The sequence below is a fragment of the Bacillus methanolicus PB1 genome (assembly GCF_000262755.1).
GTDB classification, from domain to species: Bacteria; Bacillota; Bacilli; order Bacillales; family Cytobacillaceae; genus Bacillus_Z; species Bacillus_Z methanolicus.
This window is the reverse complement of the sequence record NZ_AFEU01000003.1, coordinates 91,012-112,181: the sequence shown is the minus strand read 5'-3', so window position 1 is coordinate 112,181 and position 21,170 is coordinate 91,012. Positions and strand designations below refer to the sequence as shown.

The 21,170-nt window shown below is 36.5% G+C and carries 23 protein-coding genes; 19 read left to right on the top strand and 4 right to left on the bottom strand.

What is annotated here, in order from left to right:
- Positions 1–153 precede the first annotated feature (153 nt).
- Positions 154–333: a small acid-soluble spore protein H gene (locus PB1_RS10340; RefSeq protein WP_004436273.1), complete on the bottom strand. Its 180-nt coding sequence runs from the start codon at positions 331–333 to the stop codon at positions 154–156.
- Positions 334–623: 290 nt separating this feature from the next.
- Between PB1_RS10340 and PB1_RS10335 the strand changes: the two genes are divergently transcribed.
- Positions 624–869 carry a hypothetical protein gene (locus PB1_RS10335; RefSeq protein WP_004436271.1) on the top strand — a complete coding sequence of 82 codons (246 nt, stop codon included), beginning with the start codon at positions 624–626 and terminating at the stop codon, positions 867–869.
- Positions 870–1,211: 342 nt separating this feature from the next.
- Here the strand turns inward: PB1_RS10335 and PB1_RS10330 are convergent, their stop codons facing one another.
- Both PB1_RS10330 and sfnG read right to left on the bottom strand, forming a co-directional pair.
- Entirely contained in the window at positions 1,212–2,432 is a 1,221-nt protein-coding gene (locus PB1_RS10330; protein ID WP_004436269.1) for an acyl-CoA dehydrogenase family protein, read from the bottom strand.
- Positions 2,433–2,526: 94 nt separating this feature from the next.
- A complete protein-coding gene (sfnG, locus tag PB1_RS10325) occupies positions 2,527–3,606 on the bottom strand; it encodes a dimethylsulfone monooxygenase SfnG (RefSeq protein WP_004436268.1) in 1,080 nt (359 codons plus the stop codon).
- Positions 3,607–4,124: 518 nt separating this feature from the next.
- Here sfnG and PB1_RS18120 point away from each other — a divergent pair.
- The 11 genes from PB1_RS18120 to PB1_RS10275 all read left to right on the top strand — a co-directional run bounded on the left by PB1_RS18120 (position 4,125) and on the right by PB1_RS10275 (position 14,158).
- Positions 4,125–4,583, top strand: coding sequence for a riboflavin kinase (locus PB1_RS18120; protein ID WP_050979102.1), 459 nt, complete (start codon positions 4,125–4,127; stop codon positions 4,581–4,583).
- Positions 4,501–4,851, top strand: a complete 351-nt coding sequence (locus tag PB1_RS18115) for a hypothetical protein (protein WP_238533125.1) — start codon at positions 4,501–4,503, stop codon at positions 4,849–4,851. Before PB1_RS18120 ends, PB1_RS18115 begins: the two co-directional genes overlap by 83 nt.
- A 309-nt stretch (positions 4,852–5,160) precedes the next feature.
- Complete coding sequence (locus tag PB1_RS17505) at positions 5,161–5,337, top strand: FbpB family small basic protein (protein ID WP_004436266.1); 177 nt, start codon at positions 5,161–5,163, stop codon at positions 5,335–5,337.
- A 225-nt stretch (positions 5,338–5,562) separates the two neighbouring features.
- Entirely contained in the window at positions 5,563–6,552 is a 990-nt protein-coding gene (locus tag PB1_RS10310; RefSeq protein ID WP_004436264.1) for a sulfonate ABC transporter substrate-binding protein, read from the top strand.
- Positions 6,553–6,570: 18 nt separating this feature from the next.
- A complete protein-coding gene (ssuD, locus tag PB1_RS10305) occupies positions 6,571–7,719 on the top strand; it encodes an FMNH2-dependent alkanesulfonate monooxygenase (protein ID WP_004436261.1) in 1,149 nt (382 codons plus the stop codon).
- 5 nt (positions 7,720–7,724) lie between these two features.
- Positions 7,725–8,483 (top strand): aliphatic sulfonate ABC transporter permease SsuC, encoded by a 759-nt coding sequence (ssuC, locus tag PB1_RS10300; protein WP_004436260.1) that lies wholly within the window; start codon positions 7,725–7,727, stop codon positions 8,481–8,483.
- Between the two features lie 15 nt (positions 8,484–8,498).
- Entirely contained in the window at positions 8,499–9,266 is a 768-nt protein-coding gene (locus PB1_RS10295; RefSeq protein WP_004436257.1) for an ABC transporter ATP-binding protein, read from the top strand.
- A 124-nt stretch (positions 9,267–9,390) separates the two neighbouring features.
- Entirely contained in the window at positions 9,391–10,644 is a 1,254-nt protein-coding gene (locus PB1_RS10290) for an MFS transporter (RefSeq protein ID WP_274413102.1), read from the top strand.
- A gap of 263 nt (positions 10,645–10,907) precedes the next feature.
- Positions 10,908–11,105 (top strand): hypothetical protein, encoded by a 198-nt coding sequence (locus PB1_RS17500; RefSeq protein WP_162139927.1) that lies wholly within the window; start codon positions 10,908–10,910, stop codon positions 11,103–11,105.
- A 152-nt stretch (positions 11,106–11,257) separates the two neighbouring features.
- Positions 11,258–11,743: an RNA polymerase sigma factor gene (locus tag PB1_RS16590; protein ID WP_004436251.1), complete on the top strand. Its 486-nt coding sequence runs from the start codon at positions 11,258–11,260 to the stop codon at positions 11,741–11,743.
- A gap of 213 nt (positions 11,744–11,956) precedes the next feature.
- Positions 11,957–14,158 (top strand): glycerophosphodiester phosphodiesterase family protein, encoded by a 2,202-nt coding sequence (locus PB1_RS10275; protein ID WP_004436249.1) that lies wholly within the window; start codon positions 11,957–11,959, stop codon positions 14,156–14,158.
- A gap of 528 nt (positions 14,159–14,686) precedes the next feature.
- On the opposite strand, the gene PB1_RS10270 is transcribed toward PB1_RS10275, so the two are convergent.
- Positions 14,687–15,139 carry an N-acetyltransferase gene (locus tag PB1_RS10270; RefSeq protein WP_004436246.1) on the bottom strand — a complete coding sequence of 151 codons (453 nt, stop codon included), beginning with the start codon at positions 15,137–15,139 and terminating at the stop codon, positions 14,687–14,689.
- A 412-nt stretch (positions 15,140–15,551) separates the two neighbouring features.
- Here PB1_RS10270 and PB1_RS10265 point away from each other — a divergent pair, with 412 nt between their 5' ends.
- From PB1_RS10265 to PB1_RS10235, 7 genes are all read left to right on the top strand, one after another.
- Positions 15,552–16,622 (top strand): branched-chain amino acid aminotransferase, encoded by a 1,071-nt coding sequence (locus PB1_RS10265; RefSeq protein ID WP_004436243.1) that lies wholly within the window; start codon positions 15,552–15,554, stop codon positions 16,620–16,622.
- Between the two features lie 329 nt (positions 16,623–16,951).
- Positions 16,952–17,266, top strand: a complete 315-nt coding sequence (locus PB1_RS10260) for a type II toxin-antitoxin system death-on-curing family toxin (RefSeq protein WP_274413136.1) — start codon at positions 16,952–16,954, stop codon at positions 17,264–17,266.
- A gap of 258 nt (positions 17,267–17,524) precedes the next feature.
- Positions 17,525–18,352 (top strand): ABC transporter ATP-binding protein, encoded by an 828-nt coding sequence (locus tag PB1_RS10255; protein WP_004436235.1) that lies wholly within the window; start codon positions 17,525–17,527, stop codon positions 18,350–18,352.
- A 212-nt stretch (positions 18,353–18,564) separates the two neighbouring features.
- The gene (locus PB1_RS10250) at positions 18,565–19,032 is read left to right on the top strand and encodes a UPF0158 family protein (protein WP_004436233.1); all 468 of its coding nucleotides are present in this window, start codon (positions 18,565–18,567) and stop codon (positions 19,030–19,032) included.
- A 258-nt stretch (positions 19,033–19,290) separates the two neighbouring features.
- Positions 19,291–20,148 carry a class I SAM-dependent methyltransferase gene (locus tag PB1_RS10245; protein WP_004436231.1) on the top strand — a complete coding sequence of 286 codons (858 nt, stop codon included), beginning with the start codon at positions 19,291–19,293 and terminating at the stop codon, positions 20,146–20,148.
- A gap of 508 nt (positions 20,149–20,656) precedes the next feature.
- Positions 20,657–20,857 carry a hypothetical protein gene (locus tag PB1_RS10240; protein ID WP_155816425.1) on the top strand — a complete coding sequence of 67 codons (201 nt, stop codon included), beginning with the start codon at positions 20,657–20,659 and terminating at the stop codon, positions 20,855–20,857.
- A 3-nt stretch (positions 20,858–20,860) separates the two neighbouring features.
- Complete coding sequence (locus PB1_RS10235) at positions 20,861–21,145, top strand: GyrI-like domain-containing protein (protein WP_004436227.1); 285 nt, start codon at positions 20,861–20,863, stop codon at positions 21,143–21,145.
- Positions 21,146–21,170: the final 25 nt, after the last annotated feature.

Below are 21,170 nucleotides of genomic sequence, written 5' to 3'. Positions count from 1 at the left end.
TCAAGGATATTTATCAAACATGAAAAGGCTGACTCATAAGGGTCTGACGCCTCCGACAAAGTCAATATAGAATGGTTTTTTAGAGTTTGTCTATATATGTATTGGAGGGGTCTGATCCTTTGCTTATGGGTCAGCCTTTTTATATTGGAAAAATTAATGTTCTGTTAAACTTGATAAAGAAACATTTTGTATTTTTTCTGGTTCATCAAGAGGATAGATCGTAGCTGTTTCATTTTTTTCATCCACGTGTTGAATATAGATCGGCACTCCATTATAGGTTACATTAGCCATAATCGGTGAAGCAGCAATTTCTTGCGCTCGTTGTACATTCATAATAAGAACCTCCTTTTGATTTGTAACAGTTATAATATTTGCCCGAAATAACTTAAATATTCTTGATAATAACAATTCCAAAGAATTTTTCTTTTAAAATAATTTGCAGCCAGACCGGAGAAAACCATAACTTATGATCATTGTATACCAATTAATGTTCTGATAAGTTCCAATCATTATTTTAGGGGTGAGACAGAAATTCATAACAATAATAACTTGGAATAATTATGTATATGTCAATTAATTTATGGAATACTACCATGGAAAAATATAAAAAAGGAGTCTTCCTAATGTTAATTGAAGAAGGTACTAAATATCGAATATCTCAAGGTATAAAAAGCTTTTTTAATTCAGCTGAAACGCTCACTGTAATCCGTCAAAATGGAATCACAGTACAATTCACTCTTGGGGAAGGCAAAGGTTATGGTTCAATGCCTCTTCAACATTTACACTATTTATTAAAAAGGAACGATCTGACTCAAATGAAAAATAAAAGATCATTATTGAATACGGAAAATGAGGAACAAATTGGGTAATAGGCGAGTGTCATACTTGGCCAATTTTTTTGGAAATGCAGTGAACAAAATAAAAAATAAGCGGAAGTTCCGAAGACTGACACGGCATTATGATTGTGGATGCACCAAAAAAGGAGACCTGCATCGCGTTTTTTCAACCAAGTTCTTCTCTTGCAGACTTAGTTTTGTGCAAGTTAGAAAGAAAAAGGGGCTGTCTCATAAGGGTCTGACCCCATGTGCATTTATCAATAAATAGCACATTTATGCGACATTATGTCCTATTTATTGTGTTATGGGTCTGACCCTTAGGCTTTTGAGACAGCCTCACTACTCAAAATTCGTTAAATTTTAGGAAGGATTAGTTTATTCTCCGCCTTTTACCCAAAGTTCAAGCGGGAGTCCCACGAGGCCTTTTCCAATCCATTCTCTCGCAATGTTATTGGATGGCCCCATCGCTATTCCTGCTCGAGCATCACGGAAAAGACGTTCAATAGGTCCTTTTATATATCCATATCCTCCGGTTACATCCATTGCAATTTTCGTTACTTTATTCGCTACCTCGGAAGTATGAACTTTGAATTCTGTAAGAGGAAGGATTAGCACTCCCTGTTCCTTTCCTTCTGATTGTAATATATCTAATTGCTCAGCAAGGTCGAATTGCCATGGTTTTGCACTTTCGATTAATACTTTGGCTTCTCCTATTTGCTGGCGGATCACTTGGTAATCACTTAAACGGTTGTCAAAGTCCCGATGTATCGTTTTGGTCACATGTTCTGTCGCTAATTGGAGAGCATATTCTGCTACACCTAACCACACCGATCCGAGACCAATCAGGTAAATAGGGGATACACCATGCAATAGGATTTCCTTTCCTCGGTTTTCTCCTCCTAAAATATCACGTTTAGGAACTAATACATTCTGATATGAAATGGGACCGCTATGATTGCCTCGTACACCTAGCGCTTCCCACGGGCTTGCTTTAATTCCAGGAAGCTTTCCATCTACAATAAAGAAATTGATATCGGTCGCATCCCGTGCTTCAGGGCTCCTTGTTTGGACCACGTAAAAATCAGCTTGACCGGCACTTGTAGTAAAAGATTTATCGGCATTTAAAACATAGTCCTCTCCATTACGCTGTGCCTGGCTGAAGTTATACCACCAGTGTCCGCCAGAAGCCTTTTCACTTGTTGAATACGTACCGATCAATCCGCGCTCAATAGGCTTCAACCAGCGTTCCTTCTGATCATCATTTCCATAAAGGGTTATCGTTTGTACTGCTCCTACGTGCATCACATAAACAAGGGCAGTGGAAGCGCATGCTTTCCCGATTTCTTCTGCCGCAATAGCAAACGCTACATGATCAAGCTCCAAACCGTTATATTTCTTGGGAACGAGAATATTTCCCCATCCTTTTTTGATAAGAGCTTCTAAATTTTCTCTGGGAAATTTTCCTTCCCTGTCTGTAATTTCAGCGTTGGGACGTATCACAGTATCTACAATGTTACGGATCTCTTTTCGGATTCCCTCGTAATATTCACGGGTAGTTTTATTATATGCAGGCCGCGTTTCAACAGCTAAAGACATAGATAGTACCTCCTCCGGGACTTTGTTTACATTTCAAGAGTAAATTTTTATAATATAACTGTTGACTTCATTTTTATTAAGCAGGATGCAGCCCCTAAACTGCACCTGCTTTTTCTTTCAGCTGTTCTTCTTTTTCTCTTACAAGCGGAATAACTTTCTCTCCAAATTTCTGCAATTCCTCTTCATAGTGCAGGAAACCTGTCAGGATAATATCTACACCGATTTTTTTCAGTTCGATAATGCGGTCGGCAACTTGTTCGGCTGTCCCTATTAATCCTGTGCGGAATCCATCGTTGTATTGAACAAGGTCCTCAAATGATGAGTTTTCCCACATTCCTTCTCCTTCTGGGGAGGATTGCCCTGCAAATTTCACTTGGCTTTTAAATCCTTCTACAGCTTCTTTATCTGCATGTGAAACTATTTCTTTTAGAACTTGCTTTGCTTCTTCTTCTGTTTCACGGATAATAACGAAGCCATTAACACCGAATTGAATGTCTCTTCCATTTGATTGGGCCAATGATTTTACGTGATCAATTTGCTGCTTTAATTTATCCAAAGAGTTTCCGTTCATGAAGTAAACATCGGAAACGCGTCCGGCCATCTCTCTTGCTGCTTTCGAATTCCCGCCTTGGAAGATTTTTGGGAGGTTAATAGGTTTCGGTTTTAATGGTGCTTCATTTAGACGATAAAAATCCCCTTTAAAAGTAGTGGTTTCCTTTGTCCACAGTTCGCGCAGAACCTGAATAAATTCTTCAGAACGACGATAACGTTCATCATGGTCTAACCATGGTTCTCCGTATCCAATAAACTCTCCTTTAAACCACCCGCTTACAATATTCACTGAAGCTCTTCCGTTGCTGATGTGGTCAATGGTGGAGATTATTTTTGCCATGACACCTGGATGCCATAGTCCAGGAAGAACGGCTGTTATAATGTTAATCTTTTCTGTTACGGCTGCCAATGCAGATGCAAGAGTAGCAGCTTCTAATTGTTTCTCTGCACCATAGCTGGCAAAGAACCTTGTTTGTAGCAAAACATAATCAAAACCAGAGCGTTCAGCAATTTGTGCATAGCGTTTATTCGCTTCAAACGACCAATCAGTCTTTTGCGGAAGATTGGAAATAACAAGTCCGCCGCTCACGTTTGGGGCCCAATAGGCAAATTGTAAACTCATATTAATACTCCTCCCTTTTAATTAATAAAGTAGTTAACCGATCCAAAAATCTTTTCTTCTCCTCCTTTCCTTATAAAGGAAGGCTCATATCAGTTCCCTTAAACATAAAGGACCGACATGAGCCTCCAGTAGACCGGTTGGCGTATTCAGATCTTTATAAAAAAAACTGATACTGTATAAAATGATAAAACCAATAAATCCTATCTGTCAAGTAGGTATTAGAAATAAAAATAGAAATTACTTTGAGCTTCATTTTTTGCTTATATTATGTTATGGAAACAATAATTTTTTAGAATGTTGATTAAATCAGCTTCTTGGGCGGTTTTGTTTAAAAAATAATTTATAATTCCGACTTGACATATAGGTTTAATATAATTTAATATTACCCTAAAGATTTACTTGAAAATTTCAAACATGCCGACTAGGCCACTAGAGGCTCTCAATTCAAGGTGGATTTTATCTTGAACTGAGAGCCTCTTTAATTTAATGGAATTTACATTATAGAAAGGTTGATGAATATGCAGCAAGCAATGGTTATTCAGGATGTTGAGGAACAGATATCAATATGCGGAAGAGTGGTTCATGGAAGGAAGAAGGGGCGGGAGATCGGTTTTCCTACAGCAAATGTTGAAGCTGATGCCGGGCTGTTAGAGAACGGTGTGTATGGTGTTTCTGTGTCTTTAAAAGGAGATCTATATAAAGGCATTATGAACATTGGTGTCAAACCAACGTTTGAATCAAACTTAGAAAAGACGATTGAAGTCCATCTTCTAGATTTTCAGAATGATATTTATGGAGAGTTAATGGAATGTCAGCTTCTCTTTAAAGTAAGAGATGAACGGAAATTTCCATCTATCAAATTATTAAAAAATCAAATTAAGGAGGACATTCGGTATGCAAAACAAAAATTCAAAAGCATGGGCCCTTTCTATAAAAACTGTAAGAAAGAATTCTTTAGAAAAGAGCAAATATCTTAATCTGCCTGATTTACAGTTTTTTCAATGGTGCCACCAACGGTATGGGCTAAATAAAGGTGTTTATAATACGATTGATAACTGGTTTTATGATTACGGGATTGTCAATATTCTTCACCGTCGCATCTATCTTTTAGCTTTTTTGGATTTTGTCAAAGATGCCGGACTGAAACAAGATAACCATAAATTTATCAGATTTGGGAATGGAGGTCTCATCAGAAAGCTTCATGAATTTATAAGGGAAAAAGAAAATGAAAAGTACATTATATAAGCTTCTATTAAAATTCAGCGAACTGAGGGCTTGAGGATTGCAGCGACTGGTCTGCCAGAGCGAGGATGTCTCAAAAGCCTAAGGGTCAGAACCTTATGAGACAGCCTCGCTCTATTTAATATAACGAATGAAAACAGTCATGAGGAAATTAAATTGAACTTAAAACGATATTGCAACCGCCCCAATTCCGATCCCAGTGATAGAAATAAGAATTTCCAGATTATCTAACCAGACAACTGGAGGCTCCCTTTGAATTTTTTATATAGGGAGCTTTTAATTTGAAATGATAATAAAAAAGAGTGATGAGAAGTGAGTAAGAAGATTAAGAAAGGAATGAAACTTTCCATGCATAGAAAGAAGAATTTTGTTCAATTGGTTAAAGACAATCGAGAACAAATATTAAATAGTAAAGAAGAAATAGAACGAATATTTAAAAAGATTGACGAGAAAGTGTTTAAAAAAGAAAGCAAAAGTAACAAAGTGTAATATATAAGGGATGATTTTAGTAGATAATAGAAATATATTTTCCAAGACAAATTTTAAATTCATACTTGACAGCTAGGAAAAGTATGAATAAGATAAAAACAATATTATTTAGTATTTTAAGTTAATTTAACAGAAAGCCGGCCGGACAACCGAAGGCTCCTATCTCTTTTTTCGAGATAAGGAGCCTTTTTTCATATACAAATTAGGGATTAGGGGGAATATTTAGTGATTAAAAATGACAAGCGAATCTGGTGGACCGCATTCATTTTTATTTTATCTTTTCTCATAAGTGGATGCAGTGCGTCCACGTCTGGAGAAACAACAGAAAACAATTCAAATGACAAAGAAAAAAAGGTTGTTCATATCGGTTACCAAAAATTTGGTACCTTAAATATTCTAAAAGCGCAGGAAAACTTGGAAAAAGAATTAGAACCGGTTGGTTATTCTGTTAAATGGACAGAATTTCCTGCCGGACCCCAGCTATTAGAAGCACTTAATGTAGGAAGTATAGATTTTGGTCATACGGGAGAGGCGCCGCCTATTTTTGCTCAGGCAGCAGGTGCCCCGCTGGTGTACTTCGCCAATGCTCCGTCCAATCCTAAAGGAGAAGCCATTATAGTAAAAAAAGATTCGCCCATAAAAACGATCAAAGATTTAAAAGGAAAAAAAATTGCGTTAAATAAGGGTTCAAACGTCCATTATTTATTAGTCAAAGCATTAGAAAAAGCAGGCATTAAATATGAAGATATCGATACAGCCTTTCTCCCTCCTGCAGACGCTCGTGCAGCATTTGAAAAAGGCGATGTAGATGCATGGGTTATTTGGGATCCCTTTTTGGCTGAAGCAGAACGTGCTGCAAATGCCCGTATTCTAACGGATGGAACAGGACTAGTAAAAAATCGTGAATTTTTCTTAGCTTCCAGAAAGTTTGCAAAAAAGCACCCTGATGTATTGAATATAATTTTTAAGGAACTGCAGAAAACGGAAAAATGGGTTGAAGAGAATCCAAAAGAAGCAGCAGAATTCCTTTCTCCTCAAATTGGAATGGATGTTGAGACATTGGAATTAACACTTAATCGAAAAACGTTTGGATTAGAAAAGTTGAGTGAAGAAGTGGCAAAGGACCAACAGCAAATTGCAGATCAATTTTTCAAACTTAAACTAATTCCGAAAGAAATTAATGTAAATGAAGCTATTTTATTATCTGCAAAATAAGAAAGGAGATTCTAAAATATGAAGATTTTTTGGTTTATACCTACACATGGAGATTCACGATATTTAGGAGTAACAACAGGCGGAAGAGCAGTTAGTTACCCTTACTTAAAACAAATTGCTCAGGCGGTCGATCATCTTGGGTTTGCAGGTGCTTTACTTCCTACAGGAAGATCTTGCGAAGATTCGTGGGTGGTGGCTTCATCTTTAATACCTGTGACTTCGCGGATGAAATTTCTTGTCGCTGTACGCCCCGGTCTTATTTCGCCATCTCAAGCGGCGAGAATGGCAGCCACTTTTGATCGTCTGTCAAATGGACGTTTATTAATCAATGTTGTAACGGGAGGAGATCCGGTAGAGCTCGCCGGTGATGGTCTGCATTTAAACCATACTGAGCGTTATAAACTAACTCATGAGTTTCTTACGATTTGGCGGGATTTGTTAGCTAAGGGGGAAGCAGATTTTTCCGGAGAATATTTAAAAATAGATAAAGGCAAATTATTATATCCACCTATTCAAAAACCTTATCCGCCACTTTATTTCGGCGGATCTTCTGAGATTGGGCAGGAAATTGCCGCAAGCCATGTGGATGTATACTTAACATGGGGCGAACCACCTAAAAAAGTAGCTGAGAAAATCGCAAAAGTGAAACAATTAGCTAAAGAAAAAGGTAGAACCGTTCGTTTTGGCATTCGATTACATGTCATTGTAAGAGAAACGGAACAAGAAGCTTGGGCGGCAGCCGATAATTTAATTAAATATGTAGATGATGAATTAATTGCTTCATCTCAAAAGGTTTTCTCGCGTTTTGACTCAGTAGGCCAACGGAGAATGACGGAATTACTTAATGGACGGAAGGATCAATTAGAAATCAGTCCGAATTTATGGGCCGGAATTGGTCTTGTTAGAGGAGGGGCGGGAACAGCTTTGGTAGGAGACCCTGAAACCGTAGCTCTAAGAATGAAGGAATATGCTGACCTTGGAATCGAAACATTCATTCTTTCTGGATATCCGCACTTAGAAGAAGCTTATCGTGTTTCAGAATTATTGTTTCCGCATCTTCCTTTAGAACGTGATTTTACCGTTCCTGATTCTACTAATTTAATAAGTCCATTTGGAGAGATTGTCGCAAATAATGAATTCCCTAAAAAACAAATAACAATTAGGTGATGAATATGAATAAAAAAAAGATTGTTCCTTGGATTGTACCTATTTTATTGCTTGTATCTTGGCAGTTGCTATCTCAAATTGGAATCTTATCTTCCAGGGTTTTACCTAACCCGGTAGATGTCCTCAAATCAGCTATTGAGTTAAGCAGATCAGGTCAACTTTTTGAATACATTGGTGCAAGCACTAAGCGAGCATTTGTTGGATTTCTTCTAGGAGGAGGAATTGGTTTTGCGTTAGGATTAATGAACGGTCTTTCTAGGATTGCAGAAGACCTATTGGATACTACTTTACAAATGATTCGAAACATACCTCACCTTGCTTTGATTCCAATAGTCATTTTATGGTTTGGCATTGAAGAAGAAGCAAAGCTGTTTCTTGTTGCTTTGGGTACTTTTTTTCCCATTTACTTAAATACATTCCATGGAATACGGTCTGTAGACAAAACTCTTATTGAAATGGGAAATGTATATGATTTAAAGGGTTTTGCTCTCTTTTGGCATATTATTTTACCAGGTGCACTTCCTTCTATTCTAGTCGGAGTCCGCTTTGCTCTGGGTATTACATGGGTTACGCTTATTGTTGCTGAGACAATTGCATCTAATTCTGGAATTGGTTATATGGCCATGAATGCTAGAGAATTTATGCAACTGGATGTAGTTGTATTAAGTATTATCCTTTATGCACTTCTTGGAAAACTGTCAGACATAATAGCAAAATTAGCAGAGAGAAGATTTTTAAAATGGCATCAAACTTATCAAAAATAGGAAGGAGGGTTATCCATGGTTTGGAATAAAGAGAAAGAAGCTATTTTAGAACTTTCTGGCGTACATAAATCCTTTGGTGTTCATAAAGTACTTCAAAACATTAATTTAAAAGTTTTTCAAGGAGAATTCATTGCGATTGTTGGGAAAAGCGGGTGCGGAAAAAGTACGTTATTGCGGTTGATAGCAGGTCTTGAGCCGGCGAGCAGCGGTAACATTCTTATTAAAGGTAAACGACTGAAGGGAAGGAACCAATTAGCAAAAATCATGTTCCAAGATGGCCGTCTTCTTCCGTGGAAAAAGATTCGTCAAAATGTAAGCTTAGGATTAAAAGCAGACTGGGAAAAGCAGGTTGAAAAAGTATTAGAACAAGTTGGATTAGCAGACCGAGCAGATGATTGGCCATCTGTACTATCCGGGGGACAGAAGCAAAGAGTAGCACTTGCAAGGGCACTTGTACACGAACCAGATATCTTATTGTTAGATGAACCACTTGGTGCTTTAGATGCGCTGACACGTATAGAAATGCATCAGCTAATTGAAGATTTATGGAAAGAAAAACAGTTTACTGCTGTTTTAGTGACACATGATGTGGAAGAAGCCGTAGCTCTCGCCAATCGAGTAATATTGATCGAAGATGGAGAAATTGTTATGAACTTTCCAATTAAATTACCTTATCCCCGTCAGCGGGATCATCCTATCTTTGCAACTACGATTAGCCAGATACGCAACCATATTTTAGGATTAAATACTTTCTCAAATAGAGAGTTGAAACTTACCAAATAATACAAATGAAAAGAAGGTGATTGTAACTTCACCTTCTTTTTTTTCATACTGACATAAGTATGTTTACTGTCAAGACATGTGTTAATATTTAATATGGGAGGCTTACTTTTTTTTCCTAAAAAAATTGAATGGAGCAAAATACGCCTGTGATTATGAATTCAGGAGGACATGCATGAACAGACAAAATGATATTTCAAACAAGAAGCTGCTTGGGATTGCCGGTGTCGGTTGGATGTTTGATGCGATGGATGTTGGAATGCTTTCATTTATTATTGCAGCATTAAAAGTTGATTGGAATTTATCGGCCGAACAAATGGGCTGGATTGGCAGCATCAACTCAATCGGAATGGCCGTCGGGGCTTTTCTTTTCGGACTACTTGCTGACCGAATAGGCCGGAAAACTGTCTTTATTCTTACTTTATTATTATTTTCACTAGGCAGCGGTGCTTCGGCATTTGTGACTTCGTTGAGCGTCTTTTTAGTTTTAAGATTTCTGATCGGGATGGGGCTTGGCGGAGAGCTGCCAGTTGCCTCCACACTTGTATCGGAAAGTGTTCCGCCAGAAAAACGAGGAAGAGTCGTTGTGTTATTAGAAAGCTTTTGGGCGGTCGGCTGGTTGATTGCAGCAGTCATTTCTTATTTTATCATCCCTAAATTTGGCTGGCAGCTTGCCTTGATATTGAGTGCGATTCCAGCTCTTTATGCCCTTTATTTACGTTGGAATTTACCTGATTCACCAAAATTCCTTTCCGTGAAACAAACAGAAAAGCATTCGGTGCTATCAAACGTTACGGCTGTCTGGTCAAAAGAGTATCTCCGAGAAACTACGATGTTGTGGATTCTCTGGTTTTGCGTCGTCTTTTCCTATTATGGAATGTTCCTTTGGCTGCCAAGTGTCATGATGATAAAAGGATTTAGTTTAATTAAAAGCTTTGAATATGTGCTGATTATGACACTTGCCCAATTGCCGGGATATTTTACCGCTGCATGGCTCATTGAAAAAATCGGAAGAAAATTTGTTCTCATTGTCTACCTGATTGGCACCGCCCTAAGTGCTTCTTTCTTCGGTATCGCGGAATCAGAAGCGCTATTGATTACAGCAGGCGTTTTCCTGTCGTTTTTCAACCTCGGAGCATGGGGAGCTTTATATGCCTATACACCCGAACAATATCCTACAAAAATCCGGAGCACAGGGGCAGGGATGGCTGCTTCCTTTGGTCGCATAGGCGGAATACTTGGTCCATTATTGGTGCCATATCTTAGCGCCAGAGGTTTTTCTATTTATGAGATTTTTACAATTTTCTGCGTATCTGTCTTAATCGGAGCAGCAGCTGTTTTGTTCATGGGAAAAGAAACAAAAAGTCAGGAATTAGCATAACCATCCCTCGTGAAAGTCAGGGAGTTAACGATTTTTCAAAATGAAATATTTGAGTATCACAAACCGTAACTAGAACAATAAATGTGAAGCAATGCCAAACCACAAAAGAGACTCATAAGGAGTCTCTTTTGCGGTTAACCATAAATCCAAATGTAAATTCTATTTTATAGCTTGCACCAGTAAGTGCCCAATTGGACTATTTTTTCTTCTGATCTCATTCAAGTTGCATTTCTCATGTTCAGATGACGGTTGCTCTCGTTCGGATGGAGTTTACTCCCGTTCAACGTTCATTTACTCTCGTTCGGAATGTGTTTACTCCCGTTCAAGGCGCCTTTACTCCCGTTCAGAAGACGTTTACTCCCGTTCAAGGCGCCTTTACTCCCGTTCAGAAGACGTTTACTCCCGTTCAAGGCGCCTTTACTCCCGTTCAGAAGACGTTTACTCCCGTTCACCATTTCTAAATTAGTTATACAGATTTCAAAGGAGAGACAAGGCAAATAACCTTGTCTCTTTTTTAATGAAAAAAAGTTAGCTTTTGTTAAAACTATTCGTCCATTTTTTACGAATATAATAATGAAAGCAACAATTCCAAGCTGGAAGTGGACAAGAAAACATGAATAAAGAGAAAAAATGGATCAAGTTGATCCAAAAGAAAGCAGACGAAAAGGCAGCCAATGAGCTCGTTTCGTTTTACTATCAACCGATTTACGCCTTTGTATATAAGCAAACTCTAAATAAAGAATTATCGATGGATTTAACGCAGGATATTTTCATTAGTATGCTGCAATCCATCCAAAATTTTGATACAAAAAAGTCATCGTTTAAGACTTGGCTCTATATGTATGTGCTGGGAATTGCATTACTTTTCCTTGTTGCATTCATTTCAAGCTTAGCGCCTAACTACATGACCAATATTGGGGTGCAAATTCCGTTAGCATTTGTCCTATTTGGAATAGGAAAAAGTTATTTGGTACAGGATATAACCAATCTATTTCTGCCCAAATATTTTTTGTCCATTGCGTTAGTGTTTATTTTAGCAGGTAGTGCAGTAATCTTCGTTCTTAAATGGAAAAAGGAAAGCATAAAAGATATCTTGTAACGTCAAGAAAAACCGCCTTATCATGATGATCAGGTGGTTTCCTACTACATAGATAAATTTAGCGTCTCCTCATTTCGTCCTATAAATTACAATCCTCTATTTTTCCTATTTTTTTTAACCAATTTTCAAATCATTTTTAATATTCTCTTTAAATCTATTTTCTACGATGAAGGGGAAAGAAATCACTAAAATTTGGAGGAGAGTGAGAAAGCTGTGAAAAAGACAGAAATGATTAGTTTATCCCTTTCTCTATCGTTAGGATTACTCGCGAGTTATACTCCCGAAGCAATGGCAGATGATAAACAGGTTAAACAGCAATCTATGCTGCAACCGATTGTTGACCATGTTGATGTCATTGCCCACCGCGGTGCCTCAGGTTATGTACCTGAACATACGCTGGCAGCATATGAAAAGGCGATCCAAATGAAAGCAGATTATGTCGAACTGGATTTGCATATGACAAAAGATGGCGAGTTAATTGCCATTCACGATTCCACGCTGGCAAGGACGACGAATGTAGAAGAATTATATCCCGACCGCGCCCCTTGGAGTGTAAAAGACTTCACTCTTGCCGAAATTAAACAGCTGGATGCCGGTTCTTGGTTTAACAAGACTTACCCTGAATACGCAAAAAAACAATATGCCGAAGAGAAAATTCCAACCCTCCAGGAAGTGATCGATTTTATCAAAAAGAAAGATAAAAATGCTGCTCTGTACATAGAAACGAAGGCACCTGACGTTTACCCGGGCATGGAAGAAAAACTCGTTGAATTTTTGAAAAAGAACGGTTACTTGAAAAAAGACAAAGTCATTTTTCAATCATTCAGTGAAGCGAGCTTAAGAAAACTGCAGGAGATCATTCCTGAGGATATTCCCCTTATCCAGCTTTATACTCCAAAGATGATTCAAGGTCTAAATCTTGATGATGTTTTTAACCGGGCAGCGGAATATGCGGAAGGTGTAGGGCCGGATAAATCGCTCGTCACCCCGGCATTTATGCAGGAGGCCCATGAACGTCATATGATCGTTCATCCGTATACCGTGAATACAATGGATGAAATGGTCGAGCAATTATCCCTTGGTGTTGATGGGATGTTTACGAATTATCCTGATCGATTAGTAGAATTGAATAAAAAACCGTACATTTCTCACGGGGCAGCCAGCGGCGAAGTGACGGATACATCCGCGGTTTTATGGGCTAGGACAAGCCAATCCGCAAATGTACAATTTGAAGTTTCCGAAGATTCTTCGTTTAAAAAGGCCATCACAAAAACCGAGAAAGCGATTTCCAAACATGATTTGACCGTACAAGTAAAAATTACAGGATTAAAACCGAATACGATTTATTACTACCGTATTCAAGCACTTCCGGGATCCCATCAGGTGTACGGAAGCTTTAAAACAGCACCGGCTGAAAATGAGTTGAAGCCGTTAACGATTGTTTGGGGCGGCGACACAGGCGGCCAAGGCAAAATACCGCCATTCAAAGCTTTTTCAGCAATGGCCGATTTAAGACCGGATTTCTTCTTGTTTAGCGGGGATACGATTTACGCAGATAATGCTACTCCGGCTGTTCCAAATCCGCCATCGAAAACTATTGAGGATTTCTGGGCGAAATATAAAGAAAATCGAACAGACCCTTACTTAAGAAAATTACTTCAATCGACAAGTATATATGCGATATGGGATGATCATGAGGTAATTAATGACTTTTCCGGACCATTTGAGCCGCTTACCTCAACAGGGTTTCAGGCTTTTACGGATTTTTGGCCAATGTTGAAAGAGCGGAGTTCATCCGGAAAGCTTTATCATAAATTTTCATGGGGCGATACACTTGATTTATTCATTTTAAATAATCGCAGTTACCGTGATCCAAATACGAAGCTAGATGGGCAGGACAAAACCATGCTTGGTCAAGAGCAGCTCGAATGGTTGAAAAAAGAGCTATTGAATTCAGATGCCAAAGTGAAACTTGTTGCTTCATCCGTACCGATTTCCATTCCGACAGGGAAGCCGAATGCACGAGATGGATGGGCAAATGGCGACAACATCAATCCTGACGATAAAACAGGGTATGAACATGAATTTGCCAAGATTTCAACATTCATTAGGGAGAATAAAATTAAGAACGTGAATTTTGTCACTGCTGATGTTCATTTTGCAGATATTATTCAATATGATCCTGACCATAATGGTACCGTTGATTATCGCGAACTGGTAAGCGGACCGATTGGGGCAGGTATGGGTCAGCCGCCGACACTTGATCCTACATTTGGGCCGGAACGATTGTATGCAGAAGGAGGGTTTTTTAACTTTGGTGTCCTCAAGGTTGATCCGGGTCGAAAACAAATGACAGTCGAAATTCATGATGAAAACGGCAAAGTTCATTTCCAACGTGATTTTCCAATTGAATAACAGAATATGCTAATCAATGAATGAGCTGTCTACGATAGATGTAGGCAGCTCTGATCTTTTGTATAACATTCTTAATTCTAAGTGGCTGACTTTTATAAGGAAATTGTGAAAATAGGTTCTTCCAGTTATGTGTTGCCATGCGAACTTAATGAGAGAGAAACGGTGTTATGCTTGCTTTTGTTATTAGTTTACATAATACAAAACTATTAGAGTATGGCATTTATGAGTTAATAGAAAGTGGAAATTAATTTCTAAACACTACTTTATTCATTTCTACAAACAATAGCGGGAACTGTTTTCTTAACTTTTTTAAAAGATTTAGTAATTTTATTTACTCAATATTTATAAACCATTATCAATAGTTTAATAAATTTATGCTACTTTTAGAGTGAAACGAAGAAGAAAAGGGTGTGTTGGATAAAATGTTTACTAAAGTGAGTATAAGTTTTTTGCTTTTAATGATTCATTTTTATTTGGTTTGAGTTCTTTATATTCATCTTTTTACATATTGAAGAAAATCTGGATTTATTAAATATATTTAACCATTGCGGTTTCATCACAACAATCAAATTTGGGGCAATGCATACAATCAATCCATACTTTTTCAGGTAAAGTTTCTTTTTTAACAATTTCAAATCCACATTTTTCAAAAAATTCAACTTGATATGTAAAGGATATTAATCTTTTAACCCCAAGTCTGGTTGCTTCATTTACAATATGGTTTACTAGAATGCGACCAATGCCTCGACCCACATGTTCTGGTGGTACAACTAATGAACGTACCTCTGCAAGATCATGACCCAAAACATGTAATCCAGCAATTCCAACTATTTTATTTTCATCTTTTACAACATACATACACTGTAAATACTGATATATTGATAAGAACGAACGAGGTAAAACTAATCCTTTATTAGAATATAATTGAATTAAATCGTGGATATCTTTAACATCGCTTGTAACTGCATTATAGATTTGCATCATTATCCCTCACAACCAAAAAATCTATTTTTATAAATATACAACAGATTGTTTATATATGCAAATATAAGTTTTGAGTTCAGTTTGTTTTTTTCTTATATTTCAAGGATACTTGGTTCATTCCATATCCGGTTTGATATCAAAATGCAAGCATTGTCTTCATGAATAATTATAAGGCTAACATATTATAAAAGATAAACTATCATCCCGTAACACCTTGCCATGTTTCGGGATTTTTTTACTCTAACTGTATAATATATTTTCGTACTAAAATAAATATTAATTATTTTTGAATAATACAGTTGTTATGTCTATCATTTATTTTTATAATATTTAAAAAGATTTATCTATTTTTTATTGGTAGATAATAAATTTTATGAGAAAAATTATTGATAGACAGGGAGAAAGAATGATGAAAGATTATAAAATTGAAATTAACCTAACTACAAAAAGAAAGACAAAACCTCAATTTGACCGCCTTGAGTTCGGAAAGCATTTTACAGATCATATGTTTATTATGGACTATACCGAAGGAAAGGGCTGGCATGATCCTCGGATCGTTCCTTATCAACCAATCACCTTGGATCCTGCTGCCATGATCTTTCATTATGGTCAAACTGTATTTGAGGGGTTAAAGGCTTATCTTACAAAAGATGAAGAAATTCTATTATTTAGACCAGAGCAAAATATGAAAAGATTAAATCGTTCAAATGCCCGGTTATGTATCCCGCAAATCGATGAAGAGTTAGCATTATATGCCCTGAAACAATTGATTGCCATTGACAGGGATTGGATTCCCTCTTTAGAGGGCACTTCCCTTTATATTCGTCCGTTTATCATTGCAACAGAACCATATCTTGGTGTTGCATCTTCTAAGAGCTATCAATTCATGATTATTTTATCACCTGTAGGTGCTTATTATAAAGAAGGCATGAATCCTGTTAAAATTGCTGTAGAAAGTCAATATGTGCGTGCCGTAGCAGGTGGAACGGGGAATGCCAAAACAGCCGGTAATTATGCTGCTAGTTTAAAAGCTCAAGAAGAAGCCAGCAAAACTGGTTATTCTCAAGTTTTATGGCTGGACGGGAAAGAAAATACGTACATTGAAGAAGTGGGTAGTATGAATATCTTCTTTAAAATTAACGGAGAAGTCATAACACCAGCTTTAAATGGAAGTATTTTAGAAGGTGTTACAAGAAATTCAGTCATTCAGCTTTTAAGACATTGGAATATAACTGTTGTGGAACGTAAAATTTCGATTCATGAGATTCATCAAGCTTATAATGAAGGGTTGTTAGAGGAAGCCTTTGGGACAGGAACAGCTGCCGTCATTTCACCAATTGGTGAATTCTTTTGGAAAAACGAAAAGCTTGTTATTAATAACGGTGAAACTGGTCCATTATCTAAAAAATTATACGATTCATTGACCGGTATACAAAATGGAACACAGCCTGATCCATTTGGCTGGGTTGTGAGAGTATAAATATCAAGTCTCTATTAAAAATAAGTGACACCGTAACCTTTCTTCAAAGCAATCATTCTGGAGGATGAAATGAAGAAAACAAGTGGTAAATCGAATGAAAAAGATGCAAGGTTAAAAAAAATCGCCACCAAAGTCATTCGCAGAAATTACAAAGGTTTAAAGAGGTTGAGTAAAAATTGAGCATCGAACCTTTAGAACCTAAGCACATCAGAATGTTTCATGACATGGCTTTGAAAGAGTTTGGAGGTTTGTCTGGTGAACATGAACCAAACCTCATCGATAGCCTTGCATACAAACCATTTTAGGAATATGGTTTTAGTGGAGAATCCATCGAATTATATCCCGGACTTTTTAAAAAGGCCGCTGTATATATGCATACTTTAGCCACAAATCAATATTTTGTGGATGGTAACAAGCGAACAGCATATATTACTGCGGCATCTTTTTTGGAATTAAACGGCTATGTACTTTGCATCACTTATTGGGATTTATTTTTTGCTACGAAACTAATAGCAAACCAGAAATGGGAGCTGGATCGGATAGCCCAATGGTTAAATGAGAATAGTATACCTGAATCTGAATATGTCGAAGGAATGGAAACAGAGAAAGAGATATTAATCGAATTGTATGAAGAGTACATATAAATGGCGAAAGAGCTGGAACTCCAAGAATTTTTAACGGAAGAAGAAAAAGAGGAGCGCAAAGGCTTAGAATACATTTTAGCTGAAATGAAACGAAAAAGATAGCTATCAAAAAACATGGTAGCTTTTTTATGCTTTTCAAGCATATATTTAACATTTATTCCGAGAAGTTTTCCTTTTCGAAGTTAAGTGTAGAAGGAAGTGTTCATTAATATTAATTGATTTTTTATAATATTCTTAAAAATAGAGGTGAAGTGCTTAATGGAAAGTATCATCAGTATGAAAAATGTGTCCTTGATAAGAGAAAATCGAGTTATTTTAAAGGATATTAATTGGGAAGTAAAAGAAAAGGAACAATGGGTCATATTAGGTTTAAACGGTTCAGGAAAAACGTCCATATTAAATATCGTAACCGCCTATGAATATCCGACAAAAGGTGAAGTTTCCGTATTAGGACATAAATTCGGGCAAACAAACTTGCCTGAGCTTAGAAAGCAAATCGGATTTGTTAGTAGTTCTCTTGACCGTTTTAGTCAAACTTTAAAATCGGAAACGGTAGAGGATATTGTGATAAGCGGTAAATTTGCTATGATAGGATTATATGAAAATGTGACCATTGAGGATCGAGAGCAGGCCGAACAGATAATGGCATCTTTTCGAATCAATCACTTAAAAGGGAAAACGTTTGACACATTATCAGAAGGTGAAAAAAGAAAAGTATTTATTGGAAGAGCGTTAATGACAAAACCGAAATTGCTTATATTAGATGAGCCATCTGTAGGATTAGATATTTTAGCAAGGGAAGATATTTTATCATTAACGAAAGAAATTATTGAAAATCAACAATGTCACGTACTATATGTCACTCATTATATTGAAGAAATTGTAGAAGAGTTGACACACGTATTATTGCTAAAAGAGGGACAAATTGTAGCTGCAGGACAAAAAGAGGATATATTAACAGATGAATTGTTATCAGAGACATTTCAATTAACGATGAAAGTTCATTGGGAAAATAAAAGACCATGGATTTCCATACATAAAAACATAGGCTGGACAAAATTTGCGAAAGTAGAATCAAATATATAGAGGAAACTTGAGGATGCCAAGTTTCCTCTATTGCATTATAGTAGTAAAAGACTCAGGATACCAAATTTAATTCTTTGAATCAGTTGATAGCTACGAAACATTTGTGGCATATTGGAATGAGAAATGCTTAAAAAGGTGAAATAGGATGCTTGCAATTCAATGTACAAAAAACTAATGCACGAGCATAGCCGGATGGGAAAGGATAAATAAGCATGGGAATAATAGTTAATCTACAAGAAATCATTGAAGGAATGGATATGCAATTTGAAGGTACAAATACATATTTAAATCGAAAGACTGGAGAAATTATTTCGATATCCGAAGAAGACCTTCGTGCTGCTGAGGATGATGATACGTTTGAACATTTGCCGGAATGGCATCAAGAGGCCATGAAAGTTGCTATAGATGTTATTGAAAACTATGGAGATTACAATCGGCTCCCAACAAACTATGATATCAATGAATATGAAATGATGGAGGATTTTTGCTTTACAATTATTGATGAGAGAAGTAAGAATATGTTATTAAACGCAATTCAAGGCAGAGGTGCCTTTAGAAGGTTTAAAGACCATATTTATCGTTTAGGAATTGAAAAAAAGTGGTATGCCTTTCGTGAAGGACGGTACAAAGAAATAGCAATTGATTGGTGTAAAAATCATAACATACACTGGATTGAATAAACTCAATTGTAAGAAAAAAGATTTAAGTTAAATCATTAACAATTGGAGTGTGTTTGAATTACAAAGGGAGAGAATCACTCCGAAATTCAATTTGTCCAGATAAAGCACCACTTTTTCTTTGCTGATACGAATATCACAGTAGAAATATTGAATATTGTGTTTTTGCATAGGAGGGGAAAGATGTTCACATTATCGGACTTCAAGGATGCATTAGAACAACAGTTACTCCATAATTGAAATAAGAGTCTTTTTTATGAGTTGGCAAATGGACGACTGGTATTAAATCCTTCTAAAGAAACTACTGAGTTACTAAAACATAAAGCACAAGATATCTCAAAATTTATTCAATCTACAAAGGTAGATGGCACGTTTAAACAATTACTTAAGTATGTTACGGACAAAATTGTTAAATTATTTATGGAAGTTAACCAGTATTTAGATTTTAGATCTGATGATTACCATAAGCTTGAAAAAATCTATGGAGATTTATTTGAGCGGGTCTGTAAAATTGGTAATCAAAAAAAAATTTCTGAAAGTGAAATTGATCATTTGTTTTGTTCACATTATAAAAATTTACAGTCCTTTTTATTAGACTCGAATGGAGCTGAAATTTTTAAAAAATATAGGACAAATCCCAATTTGTTCGAGGTAAAATGTGAAGAATATACCCCTGAATTTCAAATAAAATTATTAAATATCAATTTGGAAACGATTAAAGAACCTATTTTAGATTTAGGCTGCGGTCAACAAGCCCTTTTAGTCCATTTCCTTAGAGAGAATGGGTTTGAAGCATTTGGAGTAGATAGAAATGTAGATGCAATGAATTACTTATATAAGATGAATTGGCTTGAAAGTACTTTTATATCAAACACTTGGGGAACTATAATTTCCCACATGGCTTTTTCAAATCATTTTATGCATCATCATTTAAGAACGGATGGAGATTTCGAAATTTACGCTAGGAGGTATATGGAAATATTAAAATCGTTAAAGCTTGGTGGAAGCTTTATTTACGCACCAAGTCTGCCTTTTATAGAACAATTATTAATAACATCGAATAAATCATTTGTCGTAGAAACTAGTGTACATTCTACCAAAGTAATACGGATAAAATGAAGTGAACCTAATTGTGAAGAAATTAAACTATTGGGTGCAATAGATGAGTTTCTTGGTTTGAAAATTAACAACAAACGATAACAAAGCCTATAAAATAATAAATACATTCACCCAATTTTGAATGATAAATTTGAATGATAAACGAGAAGATAGACAGATTTAACATGTAGGGGAAAGATGTTCAGAACGGCTATATAAGCGTTGACAGACGTGTCCAAAAAATTGGCATGTCTTTTTTGGGTACCATGTAAATATACAAAGATTTAAACTCTATAGGCAATACAGCTTATTTTCATGCATCGTTGTACCCAAAAAATTGGTATGAATGTTGGCTAACTCCAACTTAATCCATGATGCATAGTATGCAAAAATAAAACAACGGGCACGGATTATAACGCCTCCACATTTAGACCAACCCGAGTTTTTTAGGGGACACGTACGACTACGACTTACTTGGGAGCAATCAAAGGTTGAAGGTAGAATAACATAAATAGGTTATTTTTAAGGGGTGATTACTCTGAATATTAAGGTGATTGAAAAGGGAGAGATTAAAGTAACTGGGATTGCATGGAATGGTTCATATTCTCAAATGAACATGATTCCTGCCTTGTTTGACCAAATGGAAGCACGTATAGGAGAGGTATTACAAAAAACAAACGAACCTTTTTTAATTGCTCCTTTTCATAGTAGAGAAACAGAATTTACTTAGTATGTGACAACGCCAGTTGAAAAAATTGAAAATATTCCTGATGGCATGATAGGATTTACTATTCCCGGAAAGAAATATGTCTTTGCAACTCACAATGGAGCGTCCAATGAAGTTCACAATACGTATTTACGAATGTTTTCATGGATGAAAGAACATGGATACGAACAGGATTATCATGCATTGAGTATGGAGGTATATAAAGACGAACACAAGGAGATTAATGCTTCAGGCGAAATACTTTGCTTCGATATTTATTTGCCTTTAAAGGAAAGGAAAAACGAAAAATAACAACCTTTCAACGAATTGGAACGAT

Excerpts from the sequence above, each read along its gene's own strand:
- PB1_RS10340 (WP_004436273.1), bottom strand. The coding sequence starts at position 333 with ATGAATGTACAACGAGCGCAAGAAATTGCTGCTTCACCGATTATGGCT.
- PB1_RS10335 (WP_004436271.1), top strand. The coding sequence starts at position 624 with ATGTTAATTGAAGAAGGTACTAAATATCGAATATCTCAAGGTATAAAA.
- PB1_RS10330 (WP_004436269.1), bottom strand. The coding sequence starts at position 2,432 with ATGTCTTTAGCTGTTGAAACGCGGCCTGCATATAATAAAACTACCCGT.
- sfnG (WP_004436268.1), bottom strand. The coding sequence starts at position 3,606 with ATGAGTTTACAATTTGCCTATTGGGCCCCAAACGTGAGCGGCGGACTT.
- PB1_RS18120 (WP_050979102.1), top strand. The coding sequence starts at position 4,125 with ATGCAGCAAGCAATGGTTATTCAGGATGTTGAGGAACAGATATCAATA.
- PB1_RS18115 (WP_238533125.1), top strand. The coding sequence starts at position 4,501 with ATGCAAAACAAAAATTCAAAAGCATGGGCCCTTTCTATAAAAACTGTA.
- ssuD (WP_004436261.1), top strand. The coding sequence starts at position 6,571 with ATGAAGATTTTTTGGTTTATACCTACACATGGAGATTCACGATATTTA.
- ssuC (WP_004436260.1), top strand. The coding sequence starts at position 7,725 with ATGAATAAAAAAAAGATTGTTCCTTGGATTGTACCTATTTTATTGCTT.
- PB1_RS10295 (WP_004436257.1), top strand. The coding sequence starts at position 8,499 with ATGGTTTGGAATAAAGAGAAAGAAGCTATTTTAGAACTTTCTGGCGTA.
- PB1_RS17500 (WP_162139927.1), top strand. The coding sequence starts at position 10,908 with ATGGAGTTTACTCCCGTTCAACGTTCATTTACTCTCGTTCGGAATGTG.
- PB1_RS16590 (WP_004436251.1), top strand. The coding sequence starts at position 11,258 with ATGAATAAAGAGAAAAAATGGATCAAGTTGATCCAAAAGAAAGCAGAC.
- PB1_RS10270 (WP_004436246.1), bottom strand. The coding sequence starts at position 15,139 with ATGCAAATCTATAATGCAGTTACAAGCGATGTTAAAGATATCCACGAT.
- PB1_RS10265 (WP_004436243.1), top strand. The coding sequence starts at position 15,552 with ATGAAAGATTATAAAATTGAAATTAACCTAACTACAAAAAGAAAGACA.
- PB1_RS10255 (WP_004436235.1), top strand. The coding sequence starts at position 17,525 with ATGGAAAGTATCATCAGTATGAAAAATGTGTCCTTGATAAGAGAAAAT.
- PB1_RS10250 (WP_004436233.1), top strand. The coding sequence starts at position 18,565 with ATGGGAATAATAGTTAATCTACAAGAAATCATTGAAGGAATGGATATG.